Origin of the sequence: Arthrobacter sp. B1805 (assembly GCF_002929745.1) — a bacterium.
Taxonomy (GTDB): Bacteria; Actinomycetota; Actinomycetes; order Actinomycetales; family Micrococcaceae; genus Arthrobacter_D.
Genome location: NZ_PJIQ01000013.1, coordinates 65,742 through 90,646, shown reverse-complemented (window position 1 = coordinate 90,646; position 24,905 = coordinate 65,742). Strand labels below are relative to the sequence as shown.

The window sequence follows — 24,905 nt, the reverse complement described above, 5'->3', positions numbered from 1 at the left end:
AGTGATCATGCCCGCAGACTCCCCCTCGATGGCGAGGACGAACTCGAGCGCCGTGCTTCCGAAGCCGGGCTCCCAATCCGCACTGCGAGAGCAGAACCAGCAGCGCGTGATCGCTGCCCTGATGAGCGGCGGACCGCAGACGCAGGCGGAACTCTCCCGGCAGACAGGGCTCTCGACTGCCACCGTGTCCAACATCGTCAAGGTGATGGCGGGCTCGGGCATCGTCAGTACCGCACCGACTACCAGTTCCGGACGCCGGGCCCTGTCCGTGATCCTCAACGACAACGGCCAGGTCGCAGCGGGTATCGACATCGGGCGCCGGCATCTCCGGGTCGTGCTTGCGAGCCCCAATTACCGCGTCCTCCAGGAAGCAGCCGTCGCCCTGCCCCTCGGGCACAGTGCGGTCGAGGGACTCAGGGCCGCGTCCGATCTCCTGGATGCGCTACTGGAGAACGGCGGGATCAACCGCAGCGCCCTGCTCGGGGCGGGTATCGGGATTCCGGGGCCCATCGATCGCCGCACGGGGACGGTGGTGCAGGGCGCCATCCTGCCGGAATGGGTCGGGATCAACATCCACGACACCTTCGGCGAGCAGTTGCAGGTGCCCGTGTTCATCGACAACGACGCCAACCTCGGCGCCCTTGCGCAGGTGACGTGGGGCCCGCACAGCGGCGTCGACAACCTCATGTTCATGAAGGTCGGCTCCGGGATCGGTGCCGGCCTCGTCCTCAATGGGTCGCTCTACTACGGGAACGTGGGCGTCACGGGAGAACTGGGCCATACGACCATCAATGAACAGGGCCTGGTCTGCCGGTGCGGCAACCGTGGGTGCCTGGAGACCGTCGCGTCGACGTCCACGATGATCGAGCTTCTGAGCCGGGGCAGTAACGAGACGGTGGACACCCGACGCATCATCGACTGGGCCCTGACGGGAGACACAGCCGCACTGCGCGTGCTCGACGACGCCGGCGTGGCCATCGGCCGGGCACTGGCCCACATGGCCAACCTCATCAATCCGGAGACGATCGTGATCGGCGGACCCCTGACGAGCCTGGGCGAGATCCTGCTCGGGCCCATCCGGCGTGGTCTGGCCCGTCACGCGGTGCCGATCATCGGTGAGACGACAAGCGTCTGCATGTCCTCGCTCGGTGACCGGGCCGAGGCACTGGGGGGCGCTGCCGTCGTCCTCGCCCAGCCCGGCCTGTCCCCGGCCCTACCGGGTGCCACCTCAACGTTTTCTCTGTTTTCGACGTAGTTTGCGTTCAACAGTTGACGACAAGGCACTCTAACGTGTTCAATTCTTTCGGGCCGAGGTTGAGCCTGCACCAAGACAACGCCGTCACGCGGGAGGCTCCATGAACAACCACACCATCCTTGAGATGCGCTCCATCACCAAGGAGTTTCCGGGAGTCAAGGCCCTCTCCGACGTGTCGATCGAGGTCCGGGCCGGCGAGATCCACGCGATTTGCGGTGAGAACGGAGCCGGCAAGTCCACCCTCATGAAGGTGCTCTCCGGGCTCTACCCGTACGGCGACTACTCCGGTCAAATCTTCTTCCAGGGCGAGGAAGTCCAGTTCAAGGACATCCGCTCCAGCGAAGCCGCAGGAATCGTCATCATCCATCAGGAGCTCGCACTCATCCCCGAGCTCTCGATCGCCGAGAACATCTTCCTCGGCAACGAGCCCACCCGTTTCGGTGTCATCGACTGGGACTTCGTCAACCGTACGACCCTCGAGCTGATGGCCAGGGTCGGCCTGAGCGAGGACCCGACCACGAGGGTCAAGGACATCGGTGTCGGCAAGCAGCAGCTCGTCGAGATCGCGAAGGCCCTGAACAAGTCGGTGAAGCTGCTCATCCTCGACGAGCCCACCGCCGCCCTCAACGAATCGGATTCGCAGCACCTGCTGGACCTGATGTCTGGCCTGCGCTCCAAGGGCATCTCCTGCATCATGATCTCGCACAAGCTCAACGAGATCGAGCAGATCGCCGACTCGATCACCATCATCCGCGACGGCAAGTCGATCGAGACACTGCACGTCAAGGAGGACGGGGTCGACGAGGATCGCATCATCCGCGGAATGGTGGGCCGCTCGCTCGAGTCCAGGTTCCCGGACCACACGCCGACGATCGGTGAGACGTTCTTCGAGGTGCGCAACTGGACGGTCGGTCACCCCACCGTGTCCGACCGACTGGTGTGCAAGAACGAGAGCTTCCATGTCCGGCGCGGCGAGATCGTCGGATTTGCAGGGCTGATGGGTGCCGGACGCACCGAGCTCGCGCGCTCCGTGTTCGGCCGGTCCTACGGCAACTTCAAGTCCGGCCAGATCTTCATCAACGGCAAGGAGGTCACGCTCCGCTCCGTGCCGCAGGCGATCAACGCAGGGCTCGCGTACGTCACCGAGGACCGTAAGTCCCTCGGGCTGAACCTGCTCGACGACATCAAGACCACCACGGTGTCGGCCGACCTCAGGAGGATCACGCACGGGCTCGTCGTCGACAAGGACGAGGAGTTCCGCGTCGCGGAGGAGTACAGGAAGTCCCTGCGCACCAAGACGCCGAGCGTCAACGAAGGGGTGGCGAAACTCTCGGGAGGCAACCAGCAGAAGGTCGTCCTCGCGAAGTGGATGTTCACCGACCCCGACCTGCTCATCCTCGACGAGCCCACGCGCGGCATCGACGTCGGAGCGAAGTACGAGATCTACGGCATCATCCAAAAGCTGGCGGACCAGGGGAAGGGCGTCATCGTCATCTCCTCGGAGCTGCCCGAACTGCTCGGCCTCTCGGACCGGATCTACACGATCTTCGAAGGCGCGATTACGGGAGAACTGACACGCGAGGAAGCGAACCAGGAATCCCTGATGAAACTCATGACCGCCAGCAGGAAATCTGCCTGACCGTAGCTCCCCTAGGAAAGACACCATGAATTCCCTCAAACAAATCTTCGGCGGGAACACCCGCCAGTTCGGGATGATCTTCGCCCTGGTCGCGCTTGTCGTGTTCTTCCAGTGGCGCACGGGCGGCAAGACGCTGACGTCCGGGAACCTGATGAACCTCTTCAACGGCAACTCGTACATCCTGATCCTGGCCATCGGCATGGTCCTCGTGATCATCGCCGGTCACATCGACCTCTCGGTCGGCTCGATCGCAGCATTCGTCGGCATCGTCGTCGCCATCGCCATGCGGGACTGGGGGATCCCCTGGTACCTCGGCGTGCTGCTCGGCCTGGCCCTGGGGGCGATCATCGGAATCTGGCAGGGCTTCTGGGTCGCCTATGTCGGCATACCCGCCTTCATCGTCACGCTCGCCGGCATGTTGCTCTTCCGTGGCGCCAACCAGGCCGTCGGCGATTCGAACACGGTGCCGGTCCCCGAGGGGTTCCAGTACCTCGGAGCCGGATACCTGCCGGAGATCGGACCGAACACCGGTTACAACAACCTGACCCTCCTGATCGGTTTCGCGCTGGTCGCCTTCGTGATCTACAACGAGGTGCGCGGTCGCCGGAAGGCCCAGAAGATCGGCACCGAGCTGCCTCCCACGTGGGTACCCGTGGCCAAGGTGGCGCTCCTCTCCGCTGTCATCCTCTATGCGACGTACATGTTCGCGACAGGCCGCCCCGGCACGTCCTTCCCGGTCCCCGGCATCATCCTCGGGCTCCTCGTAATCATCTACGCGTTCATCTCGAACAAGACGATCCTCGGCCGCCACGTCTACGCGGTGGGCGGCAATCGCCACGCAGCCGAACTGTCCGGCGTGCAGAGCAAGCGCGTGAACTTCCTGGTCATGATGAACATGTCCATCCTCGCGGCCCTCGCCGGCATGATCTTCGTCGGCCGTTCCACGGCATCCGGTCCGTTCGACGGAACCGGATGGGAGCTCGATGCCATCGCTGCGGTCTTCATCGGCGGAGCAGCTGTCACCGGCGGCGTCGGCACGGTGGTCGGCTCGATCATCGGCGGACTCGTCATGGCGGTCCTCAACAATGGACTCCAGCTGCTCGGTGCGGGTGCCGACGACACGCAGATCATCAAGGGCCTCGTGCTTCTCGTCGCCGTTGCCTTCGACGTCTACAACAAGAGCCAGGGCAAGCCGTCGATCATCGGCCTGCTCACCAGGAACTTCGGTGGAGGGGGCGGCAGCAGGAAAGCCGAATCCTCCGCGCCGCAACCCGCTCCCACCGAGCAAGCCGTCGGAACGAAGGAAGTCATCTCCCACGACGTCTGACAGTCGGAACCCTTCGACCGTCAGTCACCACCGCTCCACCCCGTCCACCAAAGCAAGAGCGAAAGAAAGAGAATGCACAATGCGTAAATTCGCAAAGTCCGTCGCGGCGATCGCTGCGATTTCAGCACTGGCGCTGACAGGATGCGGTCGCGAAGAAGCGGCCCCCGCAGAGGGCGGCGACGCCGCAGCCTCCGGTTTCGAAGCAGGATCTGCCATCGGTGTCGCTCTCCCGCAGAAGACATCGGAGAACTGGGTCCTCGCTGAGACACTCTTCAACGACGGCCTGACCGAGGCCGGCTACGAGCCGAACGTCCAGTTCGCCAACGGCGGCGTCTCGGAGCAGCAGAACCAGGTCAGCTCCATGATCACGAACGGCGTGAAGGTCCTCGTCATCGGCGCGATCGACAGCGCGCAGCTCGGCACCCAGCTGGCCCAGGCCAAGGAGGCCGGCATCCCGGTCATCGCCTACGACCGCCTCCTGACCAACACCGAGAACGTCGACTACTACGTGGCCTACGACAACTTCCAGGTCGGCGAGCTGCAGGGTCAGGCGCTGCTGGATGGCATGAAGGCTGCCAAGCCCGAGGGCCCGTACAACATCGAGCTGTTCGCCGGCTCGCCGGACGACGCCAACGCGAAGGTGTTCTTCGACGGAGCCATGAGTGTCCTGCAGCCCGAGATCGACAACGGCAACCTGATTGTCACCTCCGGCCAGGAGACCTTCGAGCAGGCTGTCACCCAGGGCTGGAAGGCCGAGAACGCCCAGCGCCGCATGGACACCCTGCTGTCCGGCAGCTACGGATCCACCGAGCTGCACGGCGTCCTCTCCCCCAACGACACGCTCGCCCGTGCGATCCTGACGTCGGTGGAGGGTGCGGGCAAGCCCCTGCCCGTCGTCACCGGTCAGGATTCCGAGGTCGAATCCGTGAAGCTCATCATGGAAGGCAAGCAGTACTCCACCATCAACAAGGACACGCGCGCACTCGTTGAGCACGTCATCGAGATGGTCGGCAACCTGCAGGCCGGCGAGGAGCCCGAGATCAACGATCCCGATTCCTACGACAACGGCGTTAAGACCGTTCCCGCCTACCTCCTCGAGCCACAGATCGTGACCAAGGACAACGCGGCCGAAGCGTACGCGAACGATCCCACGCTGTCGGCACTCACCAAGTAGTTCCACCCGGATTCATCGGCAGCAGTACACGAAGCGCCCCGGCTCCAGCCGGGGCGCTTCTGTGTGTTAAGGGCGACGGTCATCCCCCGAAACCTCCGTGACGGTCCGCACCGAGCCGGCGTGCTGGTCACCGTGCCCCGGGTACTCACGTCGCTCATGTGTCCTGCGGACCGGCAGGATGGACGTGGACCCGACCAGCGGCAAGGATAGGACGATGAACCCTCAGAACCGCATAGCCGTTCCCCCCTGCGCTGAAGCAGGAGCTCCCAGCCCCGTCGTCGCCACGGGCCGCCCCCTGAAATGGGGCGTCGTCGCAACCGGCGGCATCGCCGCAAAGGTCACCCAGGACATCGCCCTGCTCGAAGACGCCGTGCTGCACGCGGTGAGCTCGCGCAGTGCAGACAGTGCTGCTGAATTCGCCCAGCGCTTCGGTTTCGCCACCAGCTACGGGAACGACGGCGACGTGGCGGGCTACCAGCGGCTGGTCGATGATCCCGAGGTCGACGTCGTGTACATCACGACGCCGCACGGACAGCACCACGAGGTGGCGAAGGCCGCGCTCACGAGCGGCAAGCACGTCCTGTGCGAGAAACCCTTCACGATCAACGCTGCAGAGGCCGAGGAACTCGCTGCCATCGCAGCCGATCGCGGGTTGTTCCTCATGGAGGCGGTCTGGACGAGGTTCCTGCCCAGCATCAACAGGGCCTGGGACATCGTCTACTCCGGTGAGCTCGGTGACATCCGATGGGTCCAGGGCGACCTGGGCTTCACCGCGCCTGACGACCCCACGAGCCGGCTCTGGGACCCGAAGGCCGGTGGAGGGGCTCTGATGGACCTCACGGTGTACCCGCTGACATGGGCCCTCGGCTCCCTCGGATTCCCCGACTCGGTGTCGGCCGTCGGAACACTCAACAGCGATGGCGTCGACCTGCAGAACGCCGTGACTCTCAGTTATGCGAGCGGCGCGTATGCGCAGCTGTCGTCGTCGTTCGTGGCATCCTGCCCCGGTCAGGCCACTGTCTGTGGATCGAACGGGTGGATGAAGACCGGAGGTGGCCCACTGCACAATCCGAGGGAGCTGACCATCAAGACCGGCCAGGACGATGCCCGGGTGGAGCAGTTCGAGCAGGTTGGCGGCGGGTACACGTACGAACTCCGCGAGGTCACGCGCTGTATCCGGGAGGGCTTGACCGAGAGCCCGACCATGCCTGTCGGCGACACCGTGAGGACGATGCGGCTGCTCGACGGCGTGAGGGCCCAGATCGGACTGCGGTACACGAACGACGCCTGAGCGTTCCTCCACGTGCTTCGGCCCGATTCAGGCAGTCGAAGGACGGGTGGTCTATTGGAGGGCACCCGTCCTTTTTATGCGGCCCAGTCGTCCTCAGGCAGTGACCTTCGACCGACGCGCGATCAGCAGTCCGGCCGCGCCAAGCACGAACCGGCGATCCCGCCGTTGTACACGGAAACCTTAAACACGTCAGCCGATGTACCGCTCACTGCGGACACCGGCTGACGTGGTGGGTGGTTGCTACTTCGCGAGGATCGCGAGCACCTCGGACAGCTTCGACGACGGGCGCATCACTTGGCTGACCTTGGTGACGTCGGGGTGGTAGTACCCGCCGATGTCGACAGGTGAACCCTGAACGGCGAGCAGTTCCGCCACGATCGTGTCCTCGTTTCCGGTGAGGGCTTCCGCCACCCGCGAGAAGCTCTCCGCCAGTTCGGCGTCCTGCTCCTGCTTGGCAAGCTCTTCAGCCCAGTAGCGGGCGAGGAAGTAGTGGCTGCCGCGGTTGTCGATCTCGCCGACCCGACGGCTGGGCGACTTGTTCTCCAGCAGGAACGTGCCGGTTGCGCGATCCAGTGTGTCCGCGAGGACCTGCGCCCGGGCGTTGCCGGTCGACGTCGCGAGGTGTTCGAAACTCACGGCGAGGGCGAGGAACTCGCCCAGGCTGTCCCAGCGCAGGTGGTTCTCCTTCACAAGCTGCTGCACGTGCTTGGGCGCCGACCCGCCGGCCCCGGTCTCGAAGAGGCCACCGCCGTTCATCAGCGGCACCACCGAGAGCATCTTGGCACTCGTACCGAGTTCGAGGATCGGGAAGAGGTCGGTCAGGTAGTCACGCAGGACGTTACCGGTCACCGAGATGGTGTCGGCTCCTTCCCGGATGCGCTTGAGGGTGAAGGCCGTCGCGTCGACCGGCGTCATGATCTCGAGCGTGACATCGTCGGTGTCGTGCTCGCCCAGGTACTCCCTGACCTTGGAGATCAGGTTGGCGTCGTGTGCGCGTCCCTCATCCAGCCAGAAGACGGCCGGCGTCGCCGAGGCACGGGCACGCGTGACGGCGAGCTTCACCCAATCCCGGATCGCGGCGTCCTTGGTCTGGCAGGCGCGCCAGATGTCGCCGGGAGCGACGTCGTGCTCGGTGAGCACGGCGCCGTCGGCGTCGAGGATCTGGACCTTGCCCTCCGACTGGATCTCGAAGGTCTTGTCGTGGCTGCCGTATTCCTCGGCCGCCTGCGCCATCAGGCCTACGTTGGGCACCGTACCCATGGTGGTCGGATCGAAGGCGCCGTTGGCACGGCAATCGTCGATCACGACCTGGTAGATGCCGGCGTAGCTGCTGTCGGGAATGACGGCGAGGGTGTCGGCTTCCTTGCCGTCCGGGCCCCACATGTGGCCGGACGAGCGGATCATCGCGGGCATCGAGGCGTCGACGATGACATCGCTGGGCACGTGCAGGTTGGTGATGCCCTTGTCCGAATCCACCATCGCGATCTCAGGGCCGTCCTCCATGACCTTTGTGATGACCTGCCGGACTCCTTCGCGGACATCCTCGGGCAGCTTGTCGAGGCCGCCGAGGATCGAGGCCAGGCCGTTGTTGGGGCTGAGGCCCGCAGCGGACAACTGCTCGCCGTAGGTCTCGAACAGCTCGGGCAGGAAGGAGCGGACGACGTGACCGAAAATAATGGGATCCGAGACCTTCATCATCGTGGCCTTCAGGTGCGCGGAGAAGAGCACTCCCTCGTCCTTCGCCCGGGCTACCTGCGCCTTGAGGAACTCGTTGAGCGCAGCCGCCCGCATGACGGTCCCGTCGACGACCTCGCCCTCGAGCACGGGGAACGGGTCCTTGAGGACGGTGACGGATCCGTCCGGTCCGACGTGCTGGATGCTGATCGTGCCATCGGCCGGAATGACGACGGACTGCTCGTTCGAGCGGAAGTCGTCGGCGGTCATGTGCGCGACGTTCGTCTTCGACTCAGGCGTCCAGGCTCCCATGCTGTGCGGGTTCTGGCGTGCGTAGTTCTTGACGGACGCAGGCGCGCGCCGATCGGAGTTGCCCTCGCGGAGGACGGGGTTCACTGCACTGCCCTTGACCTTGTCGTACCGCGCGCGGACGTCCTTCTCCTCGTCCGTGGACGGGTGGTCGGGGTAGTCCGGGAGCGCATAGCCCTGCTCCTGGAGCTCGGCGATGGCTGCCTTGAGCTGCGGGATCGAGGCGCTGATGTTCGGCAGCTTGATGATGTTGGCCTCCGGCGTCTTCGCCAGAGCACCGAGCTCGGCCAGCGCGTCAGCCATCCGCTGGTCCTCGGTCAGGTAGTCGTCGAACAGCGAGATGATGCGCCCGGAGAGCGAGATGTCCCTGGTCTCCACCTCGACACCCGCCGTCGATGCGAAAGCCTCGATGATCGGCAGGAACGAGTAGGTAGCCAGCATCGGCGCTTCGTCGGTGTGGGTGTAAATGATCTTGGCCATGGGTTGGCGTCTCCCTGGTGCTCTGCGTTGTGCGGTCGGGTGGGGGTTGCCCATCGGCTCTAACTTACCGAGGTCCTCAGTCCTCTGCCTAACAGCGGCACCTGCGGAACGACGGCGTTGACGGGCGGGGCGGGAGCGCCGGTCGGCGCTCCCGCGGAGAATCAGTGGAAGAAGTGGCGCGCGCCGGTGAAGTACAGCGCCACCCCTGCGGCGTTCGCTGCGTCGATGACTTCCTGGTCACGCACGGAACCTCCAGGCTGGACGACGGCGCGGACGCCGGCGTCGATCAGGATCTGCAGTCCGTCCGCGAAGGGGAAGAAGGCATCGGAGGCAGCAACGGATCCGCGCGCCCGCTCCGAGTCGCCAAGGCTGTTGGCGCGCTCCACGGCAAGCCGGCAGGAGTCGACCCGGTTGACCTGGCCCATACCGACACCGACGGACGCGCCGTCGCGAGCCAGCAGGATGGCGTTGGATTTGGCCGCCCGGCACGCCGTCCAGGCGAAGCTGAGGTCGGCAAGCGTCGCGGCGTCAGCGGCTTCGCCCGCTGCGAGGGTCCAGGTGGCGGGATCGTCGCCGTCGGCGTCCAGCGTGTCCGCGACCTGCAGCAGCACGCCCCCGGACACCTGGCGGAACTCCACCGGATTGCGTCCGTAACCCTCGGGCAGGGTCAGCAGCCGGATGTTCTTCTTCTGGGACAGGATCTCCACGGCTTCGGCGGAGAACGATGGAGCGATGACGACTTCCGTGAAGATCTCCTTCACGGTCCGGGCCATTCCTTCGGTGACCTCGCGGTTCGCGGCGATCACGCCGCCGAACGCGGACACGGGATCGCAGGCGTGGGCCTTGGCGTGCGCTTCGGCGATCGGGTCCTCCGCGTCCGCCGAGCCGATAGCCACACCGCACGGGTTCGCATGCTTGATGATCGCGACGGCGGGCTCGTCGAAGTCGAAGGCTGCGCGAAGGGCCGCATCGGCGTCGACGAAGTTGTTGTAGCTCATGGCCTTGCCGTGCAGCTGGTCCGCTTGGGCGATGCCGGGCGTGGCGCCCTTCTCGACGTAGAGCGCGGCCTGCTGGTGCGGGTTCTCGCCGTAGCGCAATACCTCGGAGCGTTCCAGCGCGAGGCCGGCATAGCCCGGCCAGCTGAACGCGTCGTCGTCCGTGTCGAACTGCTCCGCCGTCCAGGAGGCGACGGCGGTGTCATACGCGGCGGTGTGCGCGAAGGCGAGCGCGGCCAGGCGACGTCGTGCCCTGAGGTCGAACCCGCCCTCGGCGGCAGCCGTGACGACGTCAGCGTAGCGGGCGGGGTCGACGACGATGGCCACGGAGGGGTGGTTCTTCGCCGCGGACCGCACCATTGCCGGCCCCCCGATGTCGATCTGCTCGACGACGGCGTCGGGCTCCGCGCCCGAGCGCACCGTCTCGACGAAGGGGTACAGGTTCACGACGACGAGGTCGAACGCTTCGATGTCGAGCTCGGCGAGCTGGTCGACGTGCTCCTGGCGTCGGCGATCGGCCAGGATGCCGGCATGCACCTTCGGGTGCAGGGTCTTCACGCGACCGTCGAGGGTTTCCTGGAAACCGGTCACCTCGGAGACCTCGGTGACCGGGACGCCGGCTGCAGCGATGCGCTGCGCGGTGGAGCCGGTGGAGACGATCGAGACACCCGCGCGGTGCAGGCCCTGCGCCAACTCCTCCAGACCGGTCTTGTCGAACACCGAGATGAGTGCTCGGCGGATAGGGACACGGTCGAGGTGGGTCAGGCTCACGCAGATCTCCGTCAGTAGAACGTCGCTGGGGTCGCGCACAAGTCTATAGGGCGGCGGGTGCCTGCCCGCGGGACGACGCATCAGCCGGGGCAGCCCACGAGGCCCTCTGGCGGTACAGTTCTCGCAGTACTCGGCCCCTCGACGAAGGCACCATGAGCATCAATACGCAGCTTCCCACCGGCGACCAGGTGGTTCAGGACCTCCCCTGGCGCTGGAGAGTCCAGGGGAAGATCTTCCTCATCGGCGGTCTCGGCTTCATGTTCGACGCCTGGGACGTCACCCTCAACGCCTACCTTATTCCGCTGCTGATCGGCGACTGGGGCCTCTCCCCCGGCCAGGCGGCCTGGATCGCGACGTCGAACCTGATCGGCATGGCTGTCGGCGCCTTCGCCTGGGGATCCGTCGCGGACATCATCGGTCGCAAGAAGGCGTTCACCCTCACCCTGCTCGTCTTCTCGGTCTTCACCGTGCTCGGAGCGTTCTCCCCCGACATCGTCTGGTTCTGCGTCTTCCGTTTCCTCGCCGGCTTCGGGCTCGGCGGGTGCATCCCCGTGGACTACGCGCTGGTCGGCGAGTTCACCCCCCGGCGTCAGCGGGGCCGGGTCCTCACCGCAATGGACGCGTGGTGGCCCGTCGGCGCGTTCCTCTGCGGTGTCGTGACGACGGCGGTCGTCGCCCAGTTCGGCGACTGGCGCTACGCGATGATCGTCATGGTGCTGCCCGCGCTCCTCGTGTTCTGGGTGCGCCGCGGAGTCCCGGAGTCGCCGCTCTACCTCGTCCAGCGCGGGCGGCGCGAGGAAGCGCGAGCAGTCATCGACGACCTCGTCAGGCGGACCGGTGGTGAGCAGCGGGAGTGGCGCCTCCCGGATCCCGAGGAAACCCCCCGGCTGTCCCTCGGGAGCATCTCGGGACAGCTCACGGGGCTCTGGCGCTACAACTGGCGCATCACGCTCACGGCGTGGAGCCTGTTCCTCACGATCCTCCTGGTCTACTACGGCGCGCTGACCTGGATGCCGCGCATCCTGATCGCCTCCGGGTACGCCCAGTCGGTCGCCTTCATCACGACGACCTTCATGACGGGCGTCGGTTTCCTCGGCGTCATCGCGGCGGCCCTGCTCGTCGAACGCGTCGGCCGGAAGTGGCTGCTGGCCATCACCGGGCCCGGTTCGGCCGCGCTCCTCGTCGCCTTCGCGCTCACACTGGACCTGCCGGCGGTCGCGACCGCCTGGTTGCTGGCTTTCGGTTTCGTGGTGCAGGTGGCGATCCCCGTCCTCTACACCTACGTCTCGGAGCTGTACCCGACCGAGCTGCGGGGAAGTGGGTTCGGCTGGGCCTCGACGATCTCGCGCATCGGGGCGGGCCTGGTGCCACTGATCTTCGGGACCCTGCTGTGGCCCTACCTCGGCCTGCCGCTCACCTTCGCGCTGACGGGGGGACTCGTACTCCTCGCCGTCCTGTTCATGGCGTTCAACGCTCCCGAGACACGGAGCACCGAACTCCACTGACCCGACGGACGACGACGAAGGGGGTGCCGCGGCAACGGCCGCAGCACCCCCTTCAGTGTGATTCAGGTTCAGTGTGATTCGGGTGTGACGCGGACTATGCCTCGGGCAGTTCGGCGTCCGGGGTCTCCTCGAGGGAAGCGATCTTCCAGGCGCCGTCGGAGTATCGGATGGTCGCCGTGTAGATGGTGCCCGCCGGGGAGAACGGACGCTGTTCGCTGATGGAGCCGTCCTCGGCGAATTCCGTGTAGGCGTCGGGGTTGACGGGAACCACGGCCGTGACATCGGCGCCTTCGGAGACTTCTCCCTCCGGCGTGACGAGGTAGACGTTCTCCACCTTCGGCTGACCGCCCAGCACCCAGCCGCCGTCGTCGTACAACGCCTGGAGGCGTTCGGCCTCGGCCTGCTCCGCAGCGGCGCCGTCCGTGTGCTGGAGCAGGGCCGCGCTGTCACCGGTCTGCAGCACGTAGGCCTTCAGCTCGAAGTAGTAGTAGAGGAACGCACGCGCTCCCTCCGGCGTCGCCTCGCCCACGAGGTCGTTGGTGGCCGGTTCCTGGATGTTCACGGCCGGCGCCGACGAGCTGGCCGGCGAGGGCTTCGTGTCGGCGGAGGTTGCCGGCGTTGCTTCCGGGGTGCCTGCACAGGCTGTGAGTGCAAGGAGCGTGAGGGCGGCGGTGGCCGCGGTGCGCGAGATGTTCATGGTGGTCCCAACGAAGTTCGAGAAACGGGAAGGCCCAAGGGCCTCCCCTACCTTACCGGTGCCCCAGGCAACTTCCGAGCCGGGAGGCGTCGCCCTGCGCTACAGCCAGTCGTTGCGCTTGAAGGCCCAGTAGAGGCCTGTGCCCATGGCGACCATGAGGACGAGCGCGAAGGGGTAGCCGAAGCTCCAGTGCAGCTCCGGCATGACATCGAAGTTCATCCCGTAGATCGAGGCGATCAATGTCGGCGCGAAGAGGATGGCGGCCCAGGAGGAGATGCGCTTCACTTCCTCCCCCTGCGTCAGGGAGGTCTCCGTCAGTCGGGTCATCTCCTCGTTCTGCCGTTGGGCCACGAGCGTCGAGTGGACGGTCAGCGCGTTCTGCAGCAGCGCGCGGAACGTGTTGACGCGTTCGACGACGCGGATCACGTGGTCCTGGACGTCGCGCAGGTTGCGACTGAGTTCCGCATCCATCTCGTATTTCTCGGATCCGCGCAGCAACGCGTCCATCATGATCTGGAGGGGCTGGGTAGCACGCTGGAACTCGATGACCTCGCGGTGCAACTCATAGATCCTGCGCGACACGTCCGGGGCACCGCTGAACAGCTCGTCCTCGATCTCGTCGATGTCGTTCTCAAGCCCCTGCACCACCGGCTCGTACTCGTCGACGACCTGGTCGAGCAAGGCGTACAGGACGGCCTGGGGTCCGGTGCAGAGCAACGCCGGGTCCGCCTCGAGCCGGCGCCGCACGATGCCGAGGTCGGGAGACTCCGCGTGCCGGATGGTCACGACGAAGTCCTTTCCGATGAAGATGTGGAGTTCACCGAACTCCACCTTCTCCTCGGCGTCGAGGTAGCGGGCGGGCCGCAGCACCACGAAAAGAGTGTCGCCGTAACGCTCGAGCTTTGCGCGCTGGTGCCCGTTCGTTGCGTCCTCCACGGCGAGGGGATGCAGCCCGAACTCGGCCTCGACCGCGTGAATCTCGGCCCGCTCAGGACGGTAGAGGCCGATCCAGCCCATTCCACCGCTCTGCCGCATGATCTCGAACGTCTGGTCGAGTGTCTCGGGATTGATGCGCTTCGTCCCCCCGACGTAGACCGCATTGGCGACGAGGGACACGTCAGGCCCCGACCGTCGACCGGGCAGCCGCGAGATCAGTCAGCGTCTCGATCAGGAGCCTCCGCTCCTCGACCTTGATCCTCTCGTGGAGCGTCTCCTCGGTGTCCCCGGGCAGGACGGCGACAGGGGCCTGGGCCAGGATGGGCCCGGTGTCGACACCGGCGTCGGCGATCATGACGGTACACCCGGTCACCTTCACGCCATAGGCCAGGGCGTCGCGCACGCCGTGCGCCCCGGGAAAGCTCGGCAGCAGGGCAGGATGCGTGTTCAGATACCGGTTCGGGAACCGGTCGAGGAAATGCTGATCGACGATCCTCATGAACCCGGAGGACACGACATAGTCCGGGGTGTGCGCGGCGACCGCCTCGGTCAGGGCGCGGTTCCAGTCCGCGCGCTCGTCGTACTTCCGGAAGTCGACCTCGAACGTCGCGATGCCTGCTTCGGCCGCCCGCCGGACCCCGCCGGTCCCGGGCCTGTCGGCACCCACGGCGGCGATGGTGACCGGCAGCGTGCCGGCGGCTACGGCGTCGATGACGGCCTGGAGATTCGATCCGCTTCCGGAGACGAGGACTACGATGCGCATGGCTCAACCTTAGGGTCTCGCCTCGCCTAGGGTTGAACCATGCCGAGGGAGAGACGATGACGAAGCAGGACACCAGGGGACACGATCAGCGCAGGTCAGGAACAGGACGGAAAGGTCCGGACGACGCCGCGAAGGCGCCGGCCGCTTCGGCCGGCCTGTGGCTGCGACTCTTCCTGCTGGCCCTGCTCGCAGGAGTGCTGGCCAGTACCCTCATGCTCCCGTGGAAGGTCCTCGGACTCGTTCTCTCGCTGGTTGCACTCGGCACGGGCGTCGTCGCGCTCGTGAAGGCGATCAGCGCGAAGCTTCCGCGGTTCGTGGTGCTCGCGACATCCCTCGGTCTCGCCGCGGCACTGTTCCTGACGGCAGGCACCGGCGCATCCGTGCTCCTGTGGCCCGTCACGCAGACCTACGAGGACTGCATGTCTCGCGCCCTGACCCTCCAGGCCCAGAGTGAGTGTGAGGAAGGGCTACGGAAGCTCGAGGGATTCCGGACGGGGAACTGAGGCGTCCGAGCAGGGCGATCCCTCCCCCACTCCGGTCAACTGCGCCGCGGTTCGCGCTCGAGCAGGGGCCCGGCGGCGTGGCCGAGAATGGCGCCGACCGCCACCTCCAGCGCGAGCCACAGACCGACCGACAGCGGATCCGGCCCGAGATCGGTGAAACGGCCGAGGCCGAGCGAGGCGCGCGAGACGAGGGCGGCGACGGCGCCGAGGAGTCCCGCGGTGATACCTATCAGACCTGCGAGCGCGAGGGTCGAGACCGTCGAGGTCAGCCAGCGCTGGCCGCTGTGCAGCGCCAGCCACTCGTCGAAGTGGTTCTCGCCTTCCCGGAAGAACCACCACCCGGCAAGGAGCCCCGCGAGCACGGGAATGGCCAGGGCCGCGTACCCGTGGTCGAGGGTGCCGGCCGGTAGCGCGCCCAGGATGGGCAGGGCCGGCAGCGGCCCGACAGTACTGGCGAGCGGCGTGAGTGAGCTGCCGGACCCCAGCGCGAAGCCTGCGCCGGTGCACCAGGACATCGTCCACACCGCGAGGTTGGGGAGGAGCCCGAGCTGCAGCAGGGTCACCACCGAGGCTCCCGCGATCCCGCCGTCGATCCGCTCGTAGATGGCGGCGATGCCGGTCCAGTTCAGCCCGATCGCGACCGCGAGCAGCGCTGCCGCCAGGGACGCGGCAACCATCACCGCGAGGAAGCCCGACCGGAGTATCGACCAGGCGTAGGACCCTGCCCACCGCGAGTGCTGGCTCGTGCGTCCCACCCAGGCCGCGAAGTCGACACCGACGAGGCGACTCCACGCGCCTGCTTCGCGGTAGGCGCCCGTGACCAGGCCGATACCCGCCGACACCGGCGGGATGAGAGCTGCCGCCACAAGGGGCGCCGAGGCTTCGGGTGTCGTCGAGACGTACGCGATCACCGCACCGATGATGGCGTAGGTCGCCAGTGCCCCGAGGAATGCCTGCCACAGCTGGTCCGTGTAGGAGGCGCGGGCGAGCCGACGCCCGGCGCGCCAGGCCAGCAGCAGCGGCACCAGGACCAGGCCGAGGGGAATCACGTGCAGAAGCCCCGCGACGGCGTCGGCCCCGGCCAGCCCGGCGGGGAACTGCAGGACGAGCGGCACCCCGTGCATCACGAGCCAGCCCTGTCCTGCCAATCGGGCGGCGGACTCGGGAGTGCGGTCCGCGAATCCACCGGTGAACCATACGGCGGCGACCGGGATGACGACGAGCAGCGCCGAGATCACGGCGGCCTGGCCGAGCTCGAACACCCCCTGCAGCCACAGGGGCATCGGAAGGGCGCGGAGTGTGGTGGGGAGTTTCATCCCCTCCATGGTGCCACCGGCGGGCGCTCCTCCAGCAGACCGACGCGGAGGGTGGCCGGCCCGTGAAGGGCCGCCGGCCCTACCCGAGGATGTCGACGAGGCCCTTGATGACGGCCACGCCGGCGCCGATGAACGCGATGACGACGACGAACACCCGCGCCTGGTCGTCCCGCACGAAGCGCCCGAGTTTCTCTCCCGCGAAGATACCGGCCACGATCACCAGCCCGATGGTGATCCACATCCACGGAGCGAGCACCGGAGCCTGGGACGGGTCGAGGAGCATCTTGGCCACCAGCGTCACGATGCCTATGCAGACGAAGAACGGCTGCAGGGTCGCGGCGAAGGGGCGCTGCGGCCATCGGGAGAGGACGGCGTAGGCACTGACGGCCGGGCCACCGACGCCGGCCATGGAGTTGGTCAGGCCCGCGGTGAAGCCCGCGACGACTTTCGGCGCATTGCCCCGGACGACGACGTCGGAGCGCTGGAGCACCAGGGAGACGGTCAGCGCGATGAGGACGACGGCGCCGACGGTGACCGACAGGGGGGCGGACGGAACCGCCACCGCGAGCACCGAACCGGGGATCGACCCGAACAAGGACGGAACCACCATCCACCGGAACATACTCCAGTCGATGTCCTTCCACACCCTGCCCACGATGATCGCCGAGGACACCACGCCGCAGATGTTCACGAGGAGGACGCCGGCGTGCGGCCCGAGGATGACCACGAGGAACGGCGCTATCAGCAGGGCGAACCCGAGGCCCGCGATGCGCTGGGCGATGGCCCCCACCAGGATCGAGGCCAGCACGATGCAGAAGATGCCGAGGGTCACCCCGCTACAGTACGCCCAGGCAACCGCTTCTTCCCTTCCGGCCCTGCCGCGTGCCGGGCTACCGGCGGTAACCTGATGCGATGACGGCCCTCACCACCGCACTTGCCACGGCAGACTGGCGCCGTCGCGTCTTCGGCCTCTACGAGGACGTCCGTGAGCGTGCCGTGTCCGAGTCCCCCGAGGCCGCGCACGCACTGTGGCAGGCCGGCCGCGACGAATTGTTCCGTGGCCACCCGGCGTCCGCCATCCCAGCGGACGCGAGGCCTACCTTCCCCGGCCTCGCCATCGCGCCCTACGATCCCTCGTTCCGCTTCGAGGCCATCCTGTCCGACGACGGCGCGGGTGAGGTGATGGACGTGGCGACCGGAACCGACGGCGTCGTACCGTTCCGCCGCCTCGGCACCCTGGCCCTGCCGGGGCTCGGGCACCTGGCGCTGTGGAAGCTCGCGTCCTACGGCGGAGGGCTTTTCCTGCCCCTGCGCGACGGCACCTCCGGCCGACCGGGTGGCAGCTATGGCGGGGGCCGCTACGTGCTGGACACGATCAAGGGCGCCCACCTCGGCGAGGGCCGCGCTCCGGGCAGCCTCGTCGTCGACCTCAACTTCGCCTACAGCCCGTCCTGCGCCTACGACGAGGAGTGGGCGTGCCCGCTGCCGGGTCCTGATAACCGGCTGCAGGACGACGTCCCGGTCGGGGAGCTCTACAGGGAGTACTGACGGAACGGAGTTCTCCTGCCGTTCACCGGACCTCCATCCGTCGGTGTCCGCCCCTCCGCCTTCCGGTGCGACCCTTGCCACGTGAGGATCGCCGTTGTCGCAGAATCATTCCTGCCCCACATGAACGGGGTCACCCACTCGCTGCTCAAGGTGCTCGCGCACCTGCGCAGTCGGGGCGACGACGTGCTGGTGATCGCGCCGTCGTCGTCCTGGCTCGATGACGAGGCGCCGGCGACGGTGGAGGGCTATCCCGTCCATTCCCTTCCCTCGATGCCCTTGTCGGGGTACGCGAACGTGCGCCTCGCGGCGGGGACGGTGGCCCGCGTGCGCCGGATCCTCGCGGAGTTCGGGCCCGACGTCGTCCATGTCGCCTCACCCTTCGTTCTCGGGTGGCGGGCGGTGCAGGCATGTGAGCAGCTCGGCATCCCGACCGTCTCCGTCTACCAGACCGAGGTCCCGGCGTACGCCGCCCGCTATGGGTTCCCCTGGCTCGAGTCCCTGCTCTGGCAGCGTGTCGAGAACATCCACGATGCCTCGACGCTCACCCTCGTCCCGTCCTCCTTCGCCCTCGACCAGTTGCGGTCCCACGGCGTCCAGAGGCTCAACCTGTGGCGGCGCGGGGTCGACACCGACAGGTTCTCCCCCACCCGGTACGACGCCGGGTGGCGGGCCAGCGTCGCCGAGCCCCATGAACGTATCATCGGTTACGTGGGGCGGCTGGCCCCTGAGAAGCAGGTCGAGGACCTCGCGGTGCTCGACTCGCTGCCGGGGACACGGCTCGTGATCATCGGTTCGGGGCCCCAGAAGGAGAGCCTGCGCGCGCAGCTACCCCGCGCTCACTTCGCGGGCTTCCAGGGCGGCCTCGACCTCGCGCGCATGGTGGCGACGTTCGACCTCTTCGTCCATCCCGGTGAGTCCGAGACGTTCTGCCAGACGATCCAGGAGGCCATGGCCTCCGGGGTCCCCGTCGTCGCGGTAGGCAGGGGCGGGCCCCTCGACCTCGTCGATTCGTCCCGCACGGGCTGGATCTACGGGCCGGGCGACCTGCAGGGGCTCCGCGCCGCCGTCGTCGACCTCACCGGCGACGACGCCAAGCGGCGGGCTTTCGGCCGTGCGGCGCACGCCTCCGTCCAGGGCCGCACGTGGCCCGTGCTCTGCGAGCAGCTGGTCGGCTACTACGCCAAGGCCGTGGCCGTGCAGGCGCGCCGCGCGGAGGTCGCGGACCGGGTGCGGCGGGCCCCCCAGCAACCCTGATTTCCTCACGCAGGAAGCTGGACGGCGTCAGCCCGAAGGGGTATGGTGCCCACTTGCAACTGCGACCTGCCGACAGGCCCTATCATGGGGGAGGTCACACACCCACTTCCGGAGGTTCCGATTACAGACACGGCTGCCCAACACGACATTTATTTCGGTGCACCCGAACCGGAGAATGAAGCCGAGATCCTCGAGTCGGCGTCTCGCGCGGCGGTAGCCCGTTTCGAAGGCCGTTCCGACATCACGACCGTGAAACGGCGCTTCACGCTGATCAACCAGGACCGCACGCCGCACCAGGCCATGGTGGAGGACCTGCTGTTCATCCGCGCCGCTCTGGACGCCGCCGGCATCGAGTTCCTCCTCGTCCGCGGGAACGACCAGCGGCCCGTGATCGCCGTGGACCTCAACGACCGGGAGAAGCTCCGCGCGGCACTCGTCGAGGCGTGCCGCGATGAGCCCTTCTACTCGCGGACGGTGGACACCAAGCGCCGCACCACCCTCCTGGTGAGCGACGGCGAGCTCTCGAGGACCGGCAAGGCCCGCATCTTCCGCCTTTTCCGCCCGCGCATCGAACCACTCGGAGGCCTGTCCTACGGCCCGTCTGCAGGTGTGCAGATCGAGCTCTGGGCCCTGGGCGACACCGCGATCGAACTCCCAGTCGAGAACTCACTGACCCGCCGCACGCTGCCCGCGGCGGAAGTGGTTCGTGGCGAGGTGGTGCGCCACGGCCTCACCTGGCCCACCATCGACAACATGTTCGCGGACCACGCCACGGACATCGATTTCGACATCGACATCGTCTTCTCCTGGGTGGACGGCAGCAGCCCCGAATACCAGGCTGCCCGGGCCGCACGCATGCAGGGTGTGGTGGTGGGCGAGGGTGACGACCACGAGGCGCGCTTCCGCCAGATCAACGAACTCAAGTACGCCCTGCGGTCCGTCTACATGTTCGCTCCATGGGTCCGCCGCATCTTCATCGCCACCGACTCGGAGCGCCCGGAGTGGCTCGCGGACCACCCGTCGGTGACCCTCGTACGGTCCGAGGAGCACTTCAGGGACCCGTCCGTCCTGCCGACCCACAACTCGCAGGCCGTCGAGGCGCAGCTCCAGCACATCCCGGGGCTCTCCGAGTACTTCCTCTACTCGAACGACGACATGTTCTTCGGCCGCCCCGTGGCGCCGGACATGTTCTTCTCCCCCGGCGGGATCACGAAGTTCATCGAGGCGGACACACGGATCGGGCTCGGGGAGAACGACGCCGAGCGAAGCGGCTTCGAGAATGCGGCGCGGGTCAACCGCCGGCTGCTCCACGAGCGTTTCGGCCGGATCACGACGAGGCACCTCGAGCACACGGCCGCACCCCTGCGGAAGAGCGTGCTGTTCGAGATGGAGAAGGAGTTCGAGACCGAGTTCGAGGCGACCGCCGCCTCACGGTTCCGGGCCAAGGACAACATCTCGGTCACCAACTCGCTGTACCACTACTACGCGCTGCTCACCGGCCGCGCCGTCACCCAGGAGATGGCGAAGGTCAAGTACGTGGACACGACCCTGCGGTCCGGCCTGAAGAGCCTCAACAAGATGCTCGACAAGCGCAACCAGGACTTCTTCTGCCTCAACGACGGCAGTTTCCCCGAGGTCCCGGCCGAAGAGCGCGCGTACCTGGTGACGGAGTTCCTCGAGAAGTACTTCCCGGTCAAGGCTCCCTGGGAGTTGTGACCTGCCCGGCAGGGCGTTACGGGTGCATGCAAGACTGGCGCAATGCAGACCTTCCTGCCGTACCCCGACTTCGCGGCGAGCGCCGCGGTACTGGACCAGGCGAGGCTCGGGAAGCAGCGCGTCGAGACACTTCAGGCGCTGCGCGCCCTCGTCATACCGGACTACGGCTGGCGGCAGCACCCCGCCATCCGTATGTGGATGGGATACGTCCCGGCGCTCACCGTGTACGGACTGGCCATGGTCTCGGAGTGGGTCTCCCGCGGCCACGCCGACTCCACGCACCGGCAGATCCTCGAGTTCGCTCCGCACGTCCTCGAGGATCCCGACGTGCCGATGCCGCCATGGCTCGGTGAGCCGGCCCTCCATGTGAGCCACCAGTCCAACCTCATCCAGAAGGCACCCGAGATCTACAGGAGCAGGTTCCCGGGCGTGCCGGAAGACCTTCCGTACTACTGGCCGGAACCCGAGCAGGTACGCGTACCCGCGGAGCCGGACGGCAGGCGCCTCTGGATCTGGCGGGCTGCGGCACACCCGCCGGAGGGCGACGCGACGCTGCTCATGCCGCCCGACCCGCCCAGCGGACGAGCCGCACCGAAGTGGGAGCGGCAGCTCCACACGTTCGAGGAAGGCATCGAGGACGGCGACGCCGTCGCCATCGCGGATCCGGACGGAGAGCACTTCCGGACGGGCCACGTGGGTCAGGTCCTGATGCACGAGGACGGACTGCTGCGCCCGGCGCGCCTGCACGGCTGGCTGCGGCGCTCCGACTTCGATCCACCGGCCCTGCTGCAGGACCCGCGCACGCTCTTCAGCGTGGGTCTTCCCGGCGCGCTGCGTTCCGGACCCAGCTGACCTCGCGGCCCAGCTACGTCCCGTCAGCGGCGGTACCGGTGCCTACGCCGAAGCGAGCTGCCGGGTACGGCTCCCGTCGGCGATCGTCACACCGTGCGCCTCGAGCCGCCGCCGCGTCTCCTCCCGGGGTACGACCTCCCCGACGGACGCGTGGCGGCCGGCCGGCACCACCGAGTGCACGATCGTCTCCTCGTAGACGTGCACGAGGTTGTACGACTGGGCGCCGTCGCGGCCGCGGGTACCACCGCCGTCGAACAGGAGATCCTGTGTGTAGCAGGTGGCGCTGGCCACGGAGACGGGAACGCCCGCGAACATCGCCGTCGTGGAGTAGTGGAGGTGGCCGGCGAGGATCGTCCTCACGTCAGAACCCCGCACGACGTCGGCGAGCGAGCGCTGGTCGCGCAGTTCCACGAGGACCGCGAGATCCTGCACGCTGGGCACGGGCGGGTGGTGCAGGGCGAGAATTGTCCCGTGGGGAGCGGGAACCGCGAGTTCGTGGGCAAGCCAGCGACGTTGCGCGTCCGTGAACTCCCCGTGGTGGTGGCCGGGCACGGTGGAATCCATCGTGATGATGCGCAGTCCGTCGATGAAATGCACCGCGTCCACAGGAGCGTCAGGCCGCTCCGGCGACATCTCGTCGAGGAGGCCGGCCCTGAAGGACGCGCGGTCGTCGTGGTTGCCCATGGCCCAGATGACCCTCGCTCCCAGCCGTGCTGCTGCCGGATCCACGATGGCCCGGAGCTTCGCATAGGCGCCAGGTTCCCCCTTGTCCGCGAGGTCGCCGGTGAAGACGATCGCCTGGGGACGCGCCCCGGATCGCTCGAGGTCGTCGAAGACCTCACGAAGCCGCCGCTCACTGTCCACCGCCCCGTACAGGGGAGCGTCCCCGTCGAGCAGGTGCGTGTCGCTCATATGCAGGATGAAGTGCTGGGGCCGGGGGTGTTCTGCTGTCCGGGGGACCATGAAACCTACTCCGCTAGCTGTGGTCGGGCGCTCCGATCATCACACCAGAGGCACAGGTGATTCTCGTGAACCACCTGCGGCAGGCCGAGGAACATTGCGGAAACTTATGCCCACGTGCTCGCGTTGGACAGCCCGACCACGAGTTCCCGGGGCGGTGCACGGAAACTGGCGGCGTGGGACGACGCGTCGTAGGCTTCGAGAACGAGCAGCTCCTTCCCCCGACTCCCGCAGCGAAAGGCACCACCATGGGATTCCGCCCCAGCCACATTCCCCTCCGTCTCACCACCGGTGCGTTCATCCTCAACTCCGGCCTCGGGAAGACCAGCCTCGACGAAGGCTCCGCGGGCTACATGCAGGCCATGGCGTCCAAGGCCTTCCCCCAGATCAGCCAGCTCGACGCGCAGCAGTTCGGCAAGGCGCTCGCAGCCTCGGAGATCGCCATCGGCTCGGCACTGCTGGCTCCGTTCATCCCGAGCAGGCTGGCAGGCCTCGGTCTGCTGGCTTTCTCCGCGGGCATGATCACCATGTACCTCCGCACCCCGGAGCTGACGCAGGAGGACGGCATTCGTCCGACCCAGGACGGCACCTCCGTGGCCAAGGACATCTGGCTGGTCGGCATCGCGCTGTCCCTCATCCTGGACCGCAAGAAGAAGTAGGTCCGCACAGCAGGATGCCCCCGCCGCCGCGGGGGCATCCTGCTCGGGACGCTGGACAGGAAGGGGCAACGGACATGTGCGGACGCTTCGTCATCGCCGGTAGCAGGGCGAACCTCATCGACGCGTTCGAGGTCGACGAGTCCGTCGAGGACGAGGTAGAACCCTCCTGGAACGTCGCGCCGACCGACACCGTGCAACTCGTCGTCGAGCGGCTCGACCCGGACACCGGGGAGCTCACGCGTCGCCTGGAGCCTGCCCGCTGGGGCCTCATCCCCTCGTGGTCGAAATCCGCAGCGGTCGGGGCGCGGATGATCAACGCCCGCAGCGAAACGGTGCTCGAGAAGCCGTCCTTCCGTGCCGCCGCACTCAAACGCCGCGGGATCGTACCCGCTGACGGGTACTACGAATGGCGGAAGAACGACGACGCCTCGACGACCCCTATCTACCTGCACGGAGCGGACGGCAACCACCTCGGCTTCGCCGGGCTCTACGAATTCTGGCGAGATCCGGCGACGGCGTCCGAGGACCATCCGCAGGGGTCATGGGTGGTGAGCTGCACGATCATCACCCGCCCGGCCACTGATGCGCTCGGCGAGATCCACGACCGCACACCGGTGATCGTGCCTCCGCAGTTGCGGGGCGACTGGCTCGATCCGCGCAACGACTCCCGCCCAGCCGTGCAGGAACTGCTGGATGCCATCCCCGACCCTCACCTGGTGCCGCGGCGCGTGGGAGCCCGCGTGGGATCGGTGCGCAACAACGGTCCGGATCTCATCGAACCCCTGCCAGGGGACATCACGCCCGACGGCGAACAGCAGACCCTCATCTAGCCGCGGCTCGCGGTGTGTCAGCTGCGCTCGGTGCCGCTGTAGGGCGCTCGGGGGGAGGGCGGCAGGTCGGAGATGTACTCGTTGACCGCCAGCGCAAGCATGTCGCGCTCGAAGGGTGGGAGCAGCAGCGAACTGTAGAGGTAGGCGTCGATCTCCTCCTCCCCCGCGTTGCCGCCGAGGCTGAAGTACCGGAGCCAGAGATCGGAAGTGGACAGGCTCGTCGAGCGGAAGGCCGCGCACGTGCGGCGCTGCTGTTCCTGCTCGCTCATCCCCGTTGCCACGATCAACACCCTCCCGGATCATCCAGCCGACGCTCCAGCGTACGGGCGGAGCGTCGTGTCGTCGCCTGTCGAGCCGATCATCAACGTAGCGATGCCAGCCCCATAAGGGAACCCCGCGACCACACCGGCTTGTTCCCTTGTCGTCCAGGCGCGCCCTGCCTAGGGTCGGA

The 24,905-nt window shown here is 67.2% G+C and carries 22 protein-coding genes; 13 read left to right on the top strand and 9 right to left on the bottom strand.

The window, feature by feature from the left end:
* The first annotated feature begins 7 nt into the window (after positions 1 to 7).
* The 5 genes from CXQ96_RS14120 to CXQ96_RS14100 all read left to right on the top strand — a co-directional run bounded on the left by CXQ96_RS14120 (position 8) and on the right by CXQ96_RS14100 (position 6,686).
* Entirely contained in the window at positions 8 to 1,255 is a 1,248-nt protein-coding gene (locus tag CXQ96_RS14120; RefSeq protein WP_258059132.1) for an ROK family transcriptional regulator, read from the top strand.
* Between the two features lie 100 nt (positions 1,256 to 1,355).
* Positions 1,356 to 2,894, top strand: coding sequence for a multiple monosaccharide ABC transporter ATP-binding protein (gene mmsA / locus CXQ96_RS14115; protein ID WP_104118654.1), 1,539 nt, complete (start codon positions 1,356 to 1,358; stop codon positions 2,892 to 2,894).
* A 25-nt stretch (positions 2,895 to 2,919) separates the two neighbouring features.
* Positions 2,920 to 4,221 (top strand): multiple monosaccharide ABC transporter permease, encoded by a 1,302-nt coding sequence (mmsB, locus tag CXQ96_RS14110; protein ID WP_104118653.1) that lies wholly within the window; start codon positions 2,920 to 2,922, stop codon positions 4,219 to 4,221.
* 79 nt (positions 4,222 to 4,300) lie between these two features.
* The gene (locus CXQ96_RS14105) at positions 4,301 to 5,395 is read left to right on the top strand and encodes a sugar-binding protein (RefSeq protein ID WP_104118652.1); all 1,095 of its coding nucleotides are present in this window, start codon (positions 4,301 to 4,303) and stop codon (positions 5,393 to 5,395) included.
* Positions 5,396 to 5,609: 214 nt separating this feature from the next.
* Positions 5,610 to 6,686, top strand: a complete 1,077-nt coding sequence (locus CXQ96_RS14100) for a Gfo/Idh/MocA family protein (RefSeq protein WP_104118651.1) — start codon at positions 5,610 to 5,612, stop codon at positions 6,684 to 6,686.
* 240 nt (positions 6,687 to 6,926) lie between these two features.
* On the opposite strand, the gene CXQ96_RS14095 is transcribed toward CXQ96_RS14100, so the two are convergent.
* Positions 6,927 to 9,149 carry an NADP-dependent isocitrate dehydrogenase gene (locus CXQ96_RS14095; protein ID WP_104118650.1) on the bottom strand — a complete coding sequence of 741 codons (2,223 nt, stop codon included), beginning with the start codon at positions 9,147 to 9,149 and terminating at the stop codon, positions 6,927 to 6,929.
* Between the two features lie 161 nt (positions 9,150 to 9,310).
* A complete protein-coding gene (gene purH, locus CXQ96_RS14090) occupies positions 9,311 to 10,915 on the bottom strand; it encodes a bifunctional phosphoribosylaminoimidazolecarboxamide formyltransferase/IMP cyclohydrolase (protein ID WP_181036479.1) in 1,605 nt (534 codons plus the stop codon).
* Positions 10,916 to 11,067: 152 nt separating this feature from the next.
* Here purH and CXQ96_RS14085 point away from each other — a divergent pair, with 152 nt between their 5' ends.
* Positions 11,068 to 12,420 carry an MFS transporter gene (locus CXQ96_RS14085; protein ID WP_104118648.1) on the top strand — a complete coding sequence of 451 codons (1,353 nt, stop codon included), beginning with the start codon at positions 11,068 to 11,070 and terminating at the stop codon, positions 12,418 to 12,420.
* 94 nt (positions 12,421 to 12,514) lie between these two features.
* Here CXQ96_RS14085 and CXQ96_RS14080 read toward each other — a convergent pair whose 3' ends face one another.
* The 3 genes from CXQ96_RS14080 to purN form a co-directional block, all read right to left on the bottom strand.
* Positions 12,515 to 13,117 carry a DUF6318 family protein gene (locus CXQ96_RS14080; protein ID WP_104118647.1) on the bottom strand — a complete coding sequence of 201 codons (603 nt, stop codon included), beginning with the start codon at positions 13,115 to 13,117 and terminating at the stop codon, positions 12,515 to 12,517.
* Positions 13,118 to 13,216: 99 nt separating this feature from the next.
* On the bottom strand, positions 13,217 to 14,233 hold the full coding sequence (corA, locus tag CXQ96_RS14075) for a magnesium/cobalt transporter CorA (protein ID WP_104118646.1): 1,017 nt from the start codon (positions 14,231 to 14,233) through the stop codon (positions 13,217 to 13,219).
* 1 nt (position 14,234) lies between these two features.
* A complete protein-coding gene (gene purN / locus CXQ96_RS14070; RefSeq protein WP_104118645.1) occupies positions 14,235 to 14,816 on the bottom strand; it encodes a phosphoribosylglycinamide formyltransferase in 582 nt (193 codons plus the stop codon).
* 56 nt (positions 14,817 to 14,872) lie between these two features.
* On the opposite strand from purN, the gene CXQ96_RS14065 reads away from it, so the two are divergent.
* Positions 14,873 to 15,319: a hypothetical protein gene (locus CXQ96_RS14065; RefSeq protein ID WP_104118644.1), complete on the top strand. Its 447-nt coding sequence runs from the start codon at positions 14,873 to 14,875 to the stop codon at positions 15,317 to 15,319.
* A gap of 35 nt (positions 15,320 to 15,354) precedes the next feature.
* On the opposite strand, the gene CXQ96_RS14060 is transcribed toward CXQ96_RS14065, so the two are convergent.
* Positions 15,355 to 16,635, bottom strand: a complete 1,281-nt coding sequence (locus CXQ96_RS14060; protein ID WP_104118643.1) for a DUF6350 family protein — start codon at positions 16,633 to 16,635, stop codon at positions 15,355 to 15,357.
* 79 nt (positions 16,636 to 16,714) lie between these two features.
* A complete protein-coding gene (locus CXQ96_RS14055) occupies positions 16,715 to 17,467 on the bottom strand; it encodes a sulfite exporter TauE/SafE family protein (protein WP_104118642.1) in 753 nt (250 codons plus the stop codon).
* 80 nt (positions 17,468 to 17,547) lie between these two features.
* On the opposite strand from CXQ96_RS14055, the gene CXQ96_RS14050 reads away from it, so the two are divergent.
* From CXQ96_RS14050 to CXQ96_RS14035, 4 genes are all read left to right on the top strand, one after another.
* Complete coding sequence (locus tag CXQ96_RS14050) at positions 17,548 to 18,183, top strand: DUF1684 domain-containing protein (RefSeq protein ID WP_104118641.1); 636 nt, start codon at positions 17,548 to 17,550, stop codon at positions 18,181 to 18,183.
* Between the two features lie 81 nt (positions 18,184 to 18,264).
* A complete protein-coding gene (locus CXQ96_RS14045; RefSeq protein ID WP_104118640.1) occupies positions 18,265 to 19,437 on the top strand; it encodes a glycosyltransferase family 1 protein in 1,173 nt (390 codons plus the stop codon).
* Positions 19,438 to 19,521: 84 nt separating this feature from the next.
* Entirely contained in the window at positions 19,522 to 21,153 is a 1,632-nt protein-coding gene (locus CXQ96_RS14040) for a stealth family protein (RefSeq protein WP_181036478.1), read from the top strand.
* 42 nt (positions 21,154 to 21,195) lie between these two features.
* Positions 21,196 to 22,005, top strand: a complete 810-nt coding sequence (locus CXQ96_RS14035; RefSeq protein WP_104118639.1) for an MSMEG_6728 family protein — start codon at positions 21,196 to 21,198, stop codon at positions 22,003 to 22,005.
* Positions 22,006 to 22,047: 42 nt separating this feature from the next.
* On the opposite strand, the gene CXQ96_RS14030 is transcribed toward CXQ96_RS14035, so the two are convergent.
* Positions 22,048 to 22,917 carry a phosphodiesterase gene (locus CXQ96_RS14030; RefSeq protein WP_308662923.1) on the bottom strand — a complete coding sequence of 290 codons (870 nt, stop codon included), beginning with the start codon at positions 22,915 to 22,917 and terminating at the stop codon, positions 22,048 to 22,050.
* Positions 22,918 to 23,141: 224 nt separating this feature from the next.
* Between CXQ96_RS14030 and CXQ96_RS14025 the strand changes: the two genes are divergently transcribed.
* Positions 23,142 to 23,624 (top strand): hypothetical protein, encoded by a 483-nt coding sequence (locus tag CXQ96_RS14025; protein ID WP_308662921.1) that lies wholly within the window; start codon positions 23,142 to 23,144, stop codon positions 23,622 to 23,624.
* 74 nt (positions 23,625 to 23,698) lie between these two features.
* Positions 23,699 to 24,454 carry an SOS response-associated peptidase gene (locus tag CXQ96_RS14020; protein ID WP_104118637.1) on the top strand — a complete coding sequence of 252 codons (756 nt, stop codon included), beginning with the start codon at positions 23,699 to 23,701 and terminating at the stop codon, positions 24,452 to 24,454.
* Positions 24,455 to 24,471: 17 nt separating this feature from the next.
* On the opposite strand, the gene CXQ96_RS14015 is transcribed toward CXQ96_RS14020, so the two are convergent.
* Positions 24,472 to 24,723 carry a hypothetical protein gene (locus CXQ96_RS14015; RefSeq protein ID WP_104118636.1) on the bottom strand — a complete coding sequence of 84 codons (252 nt, stop codon included), beginning with the start codon at positions 24,721 to 24,723 and terminating at the stop codon, positions 24,472 to 24,474.
* Between the last annotated feature and the right edge of the window lie 182 nt (positions 24,724 to 24,905).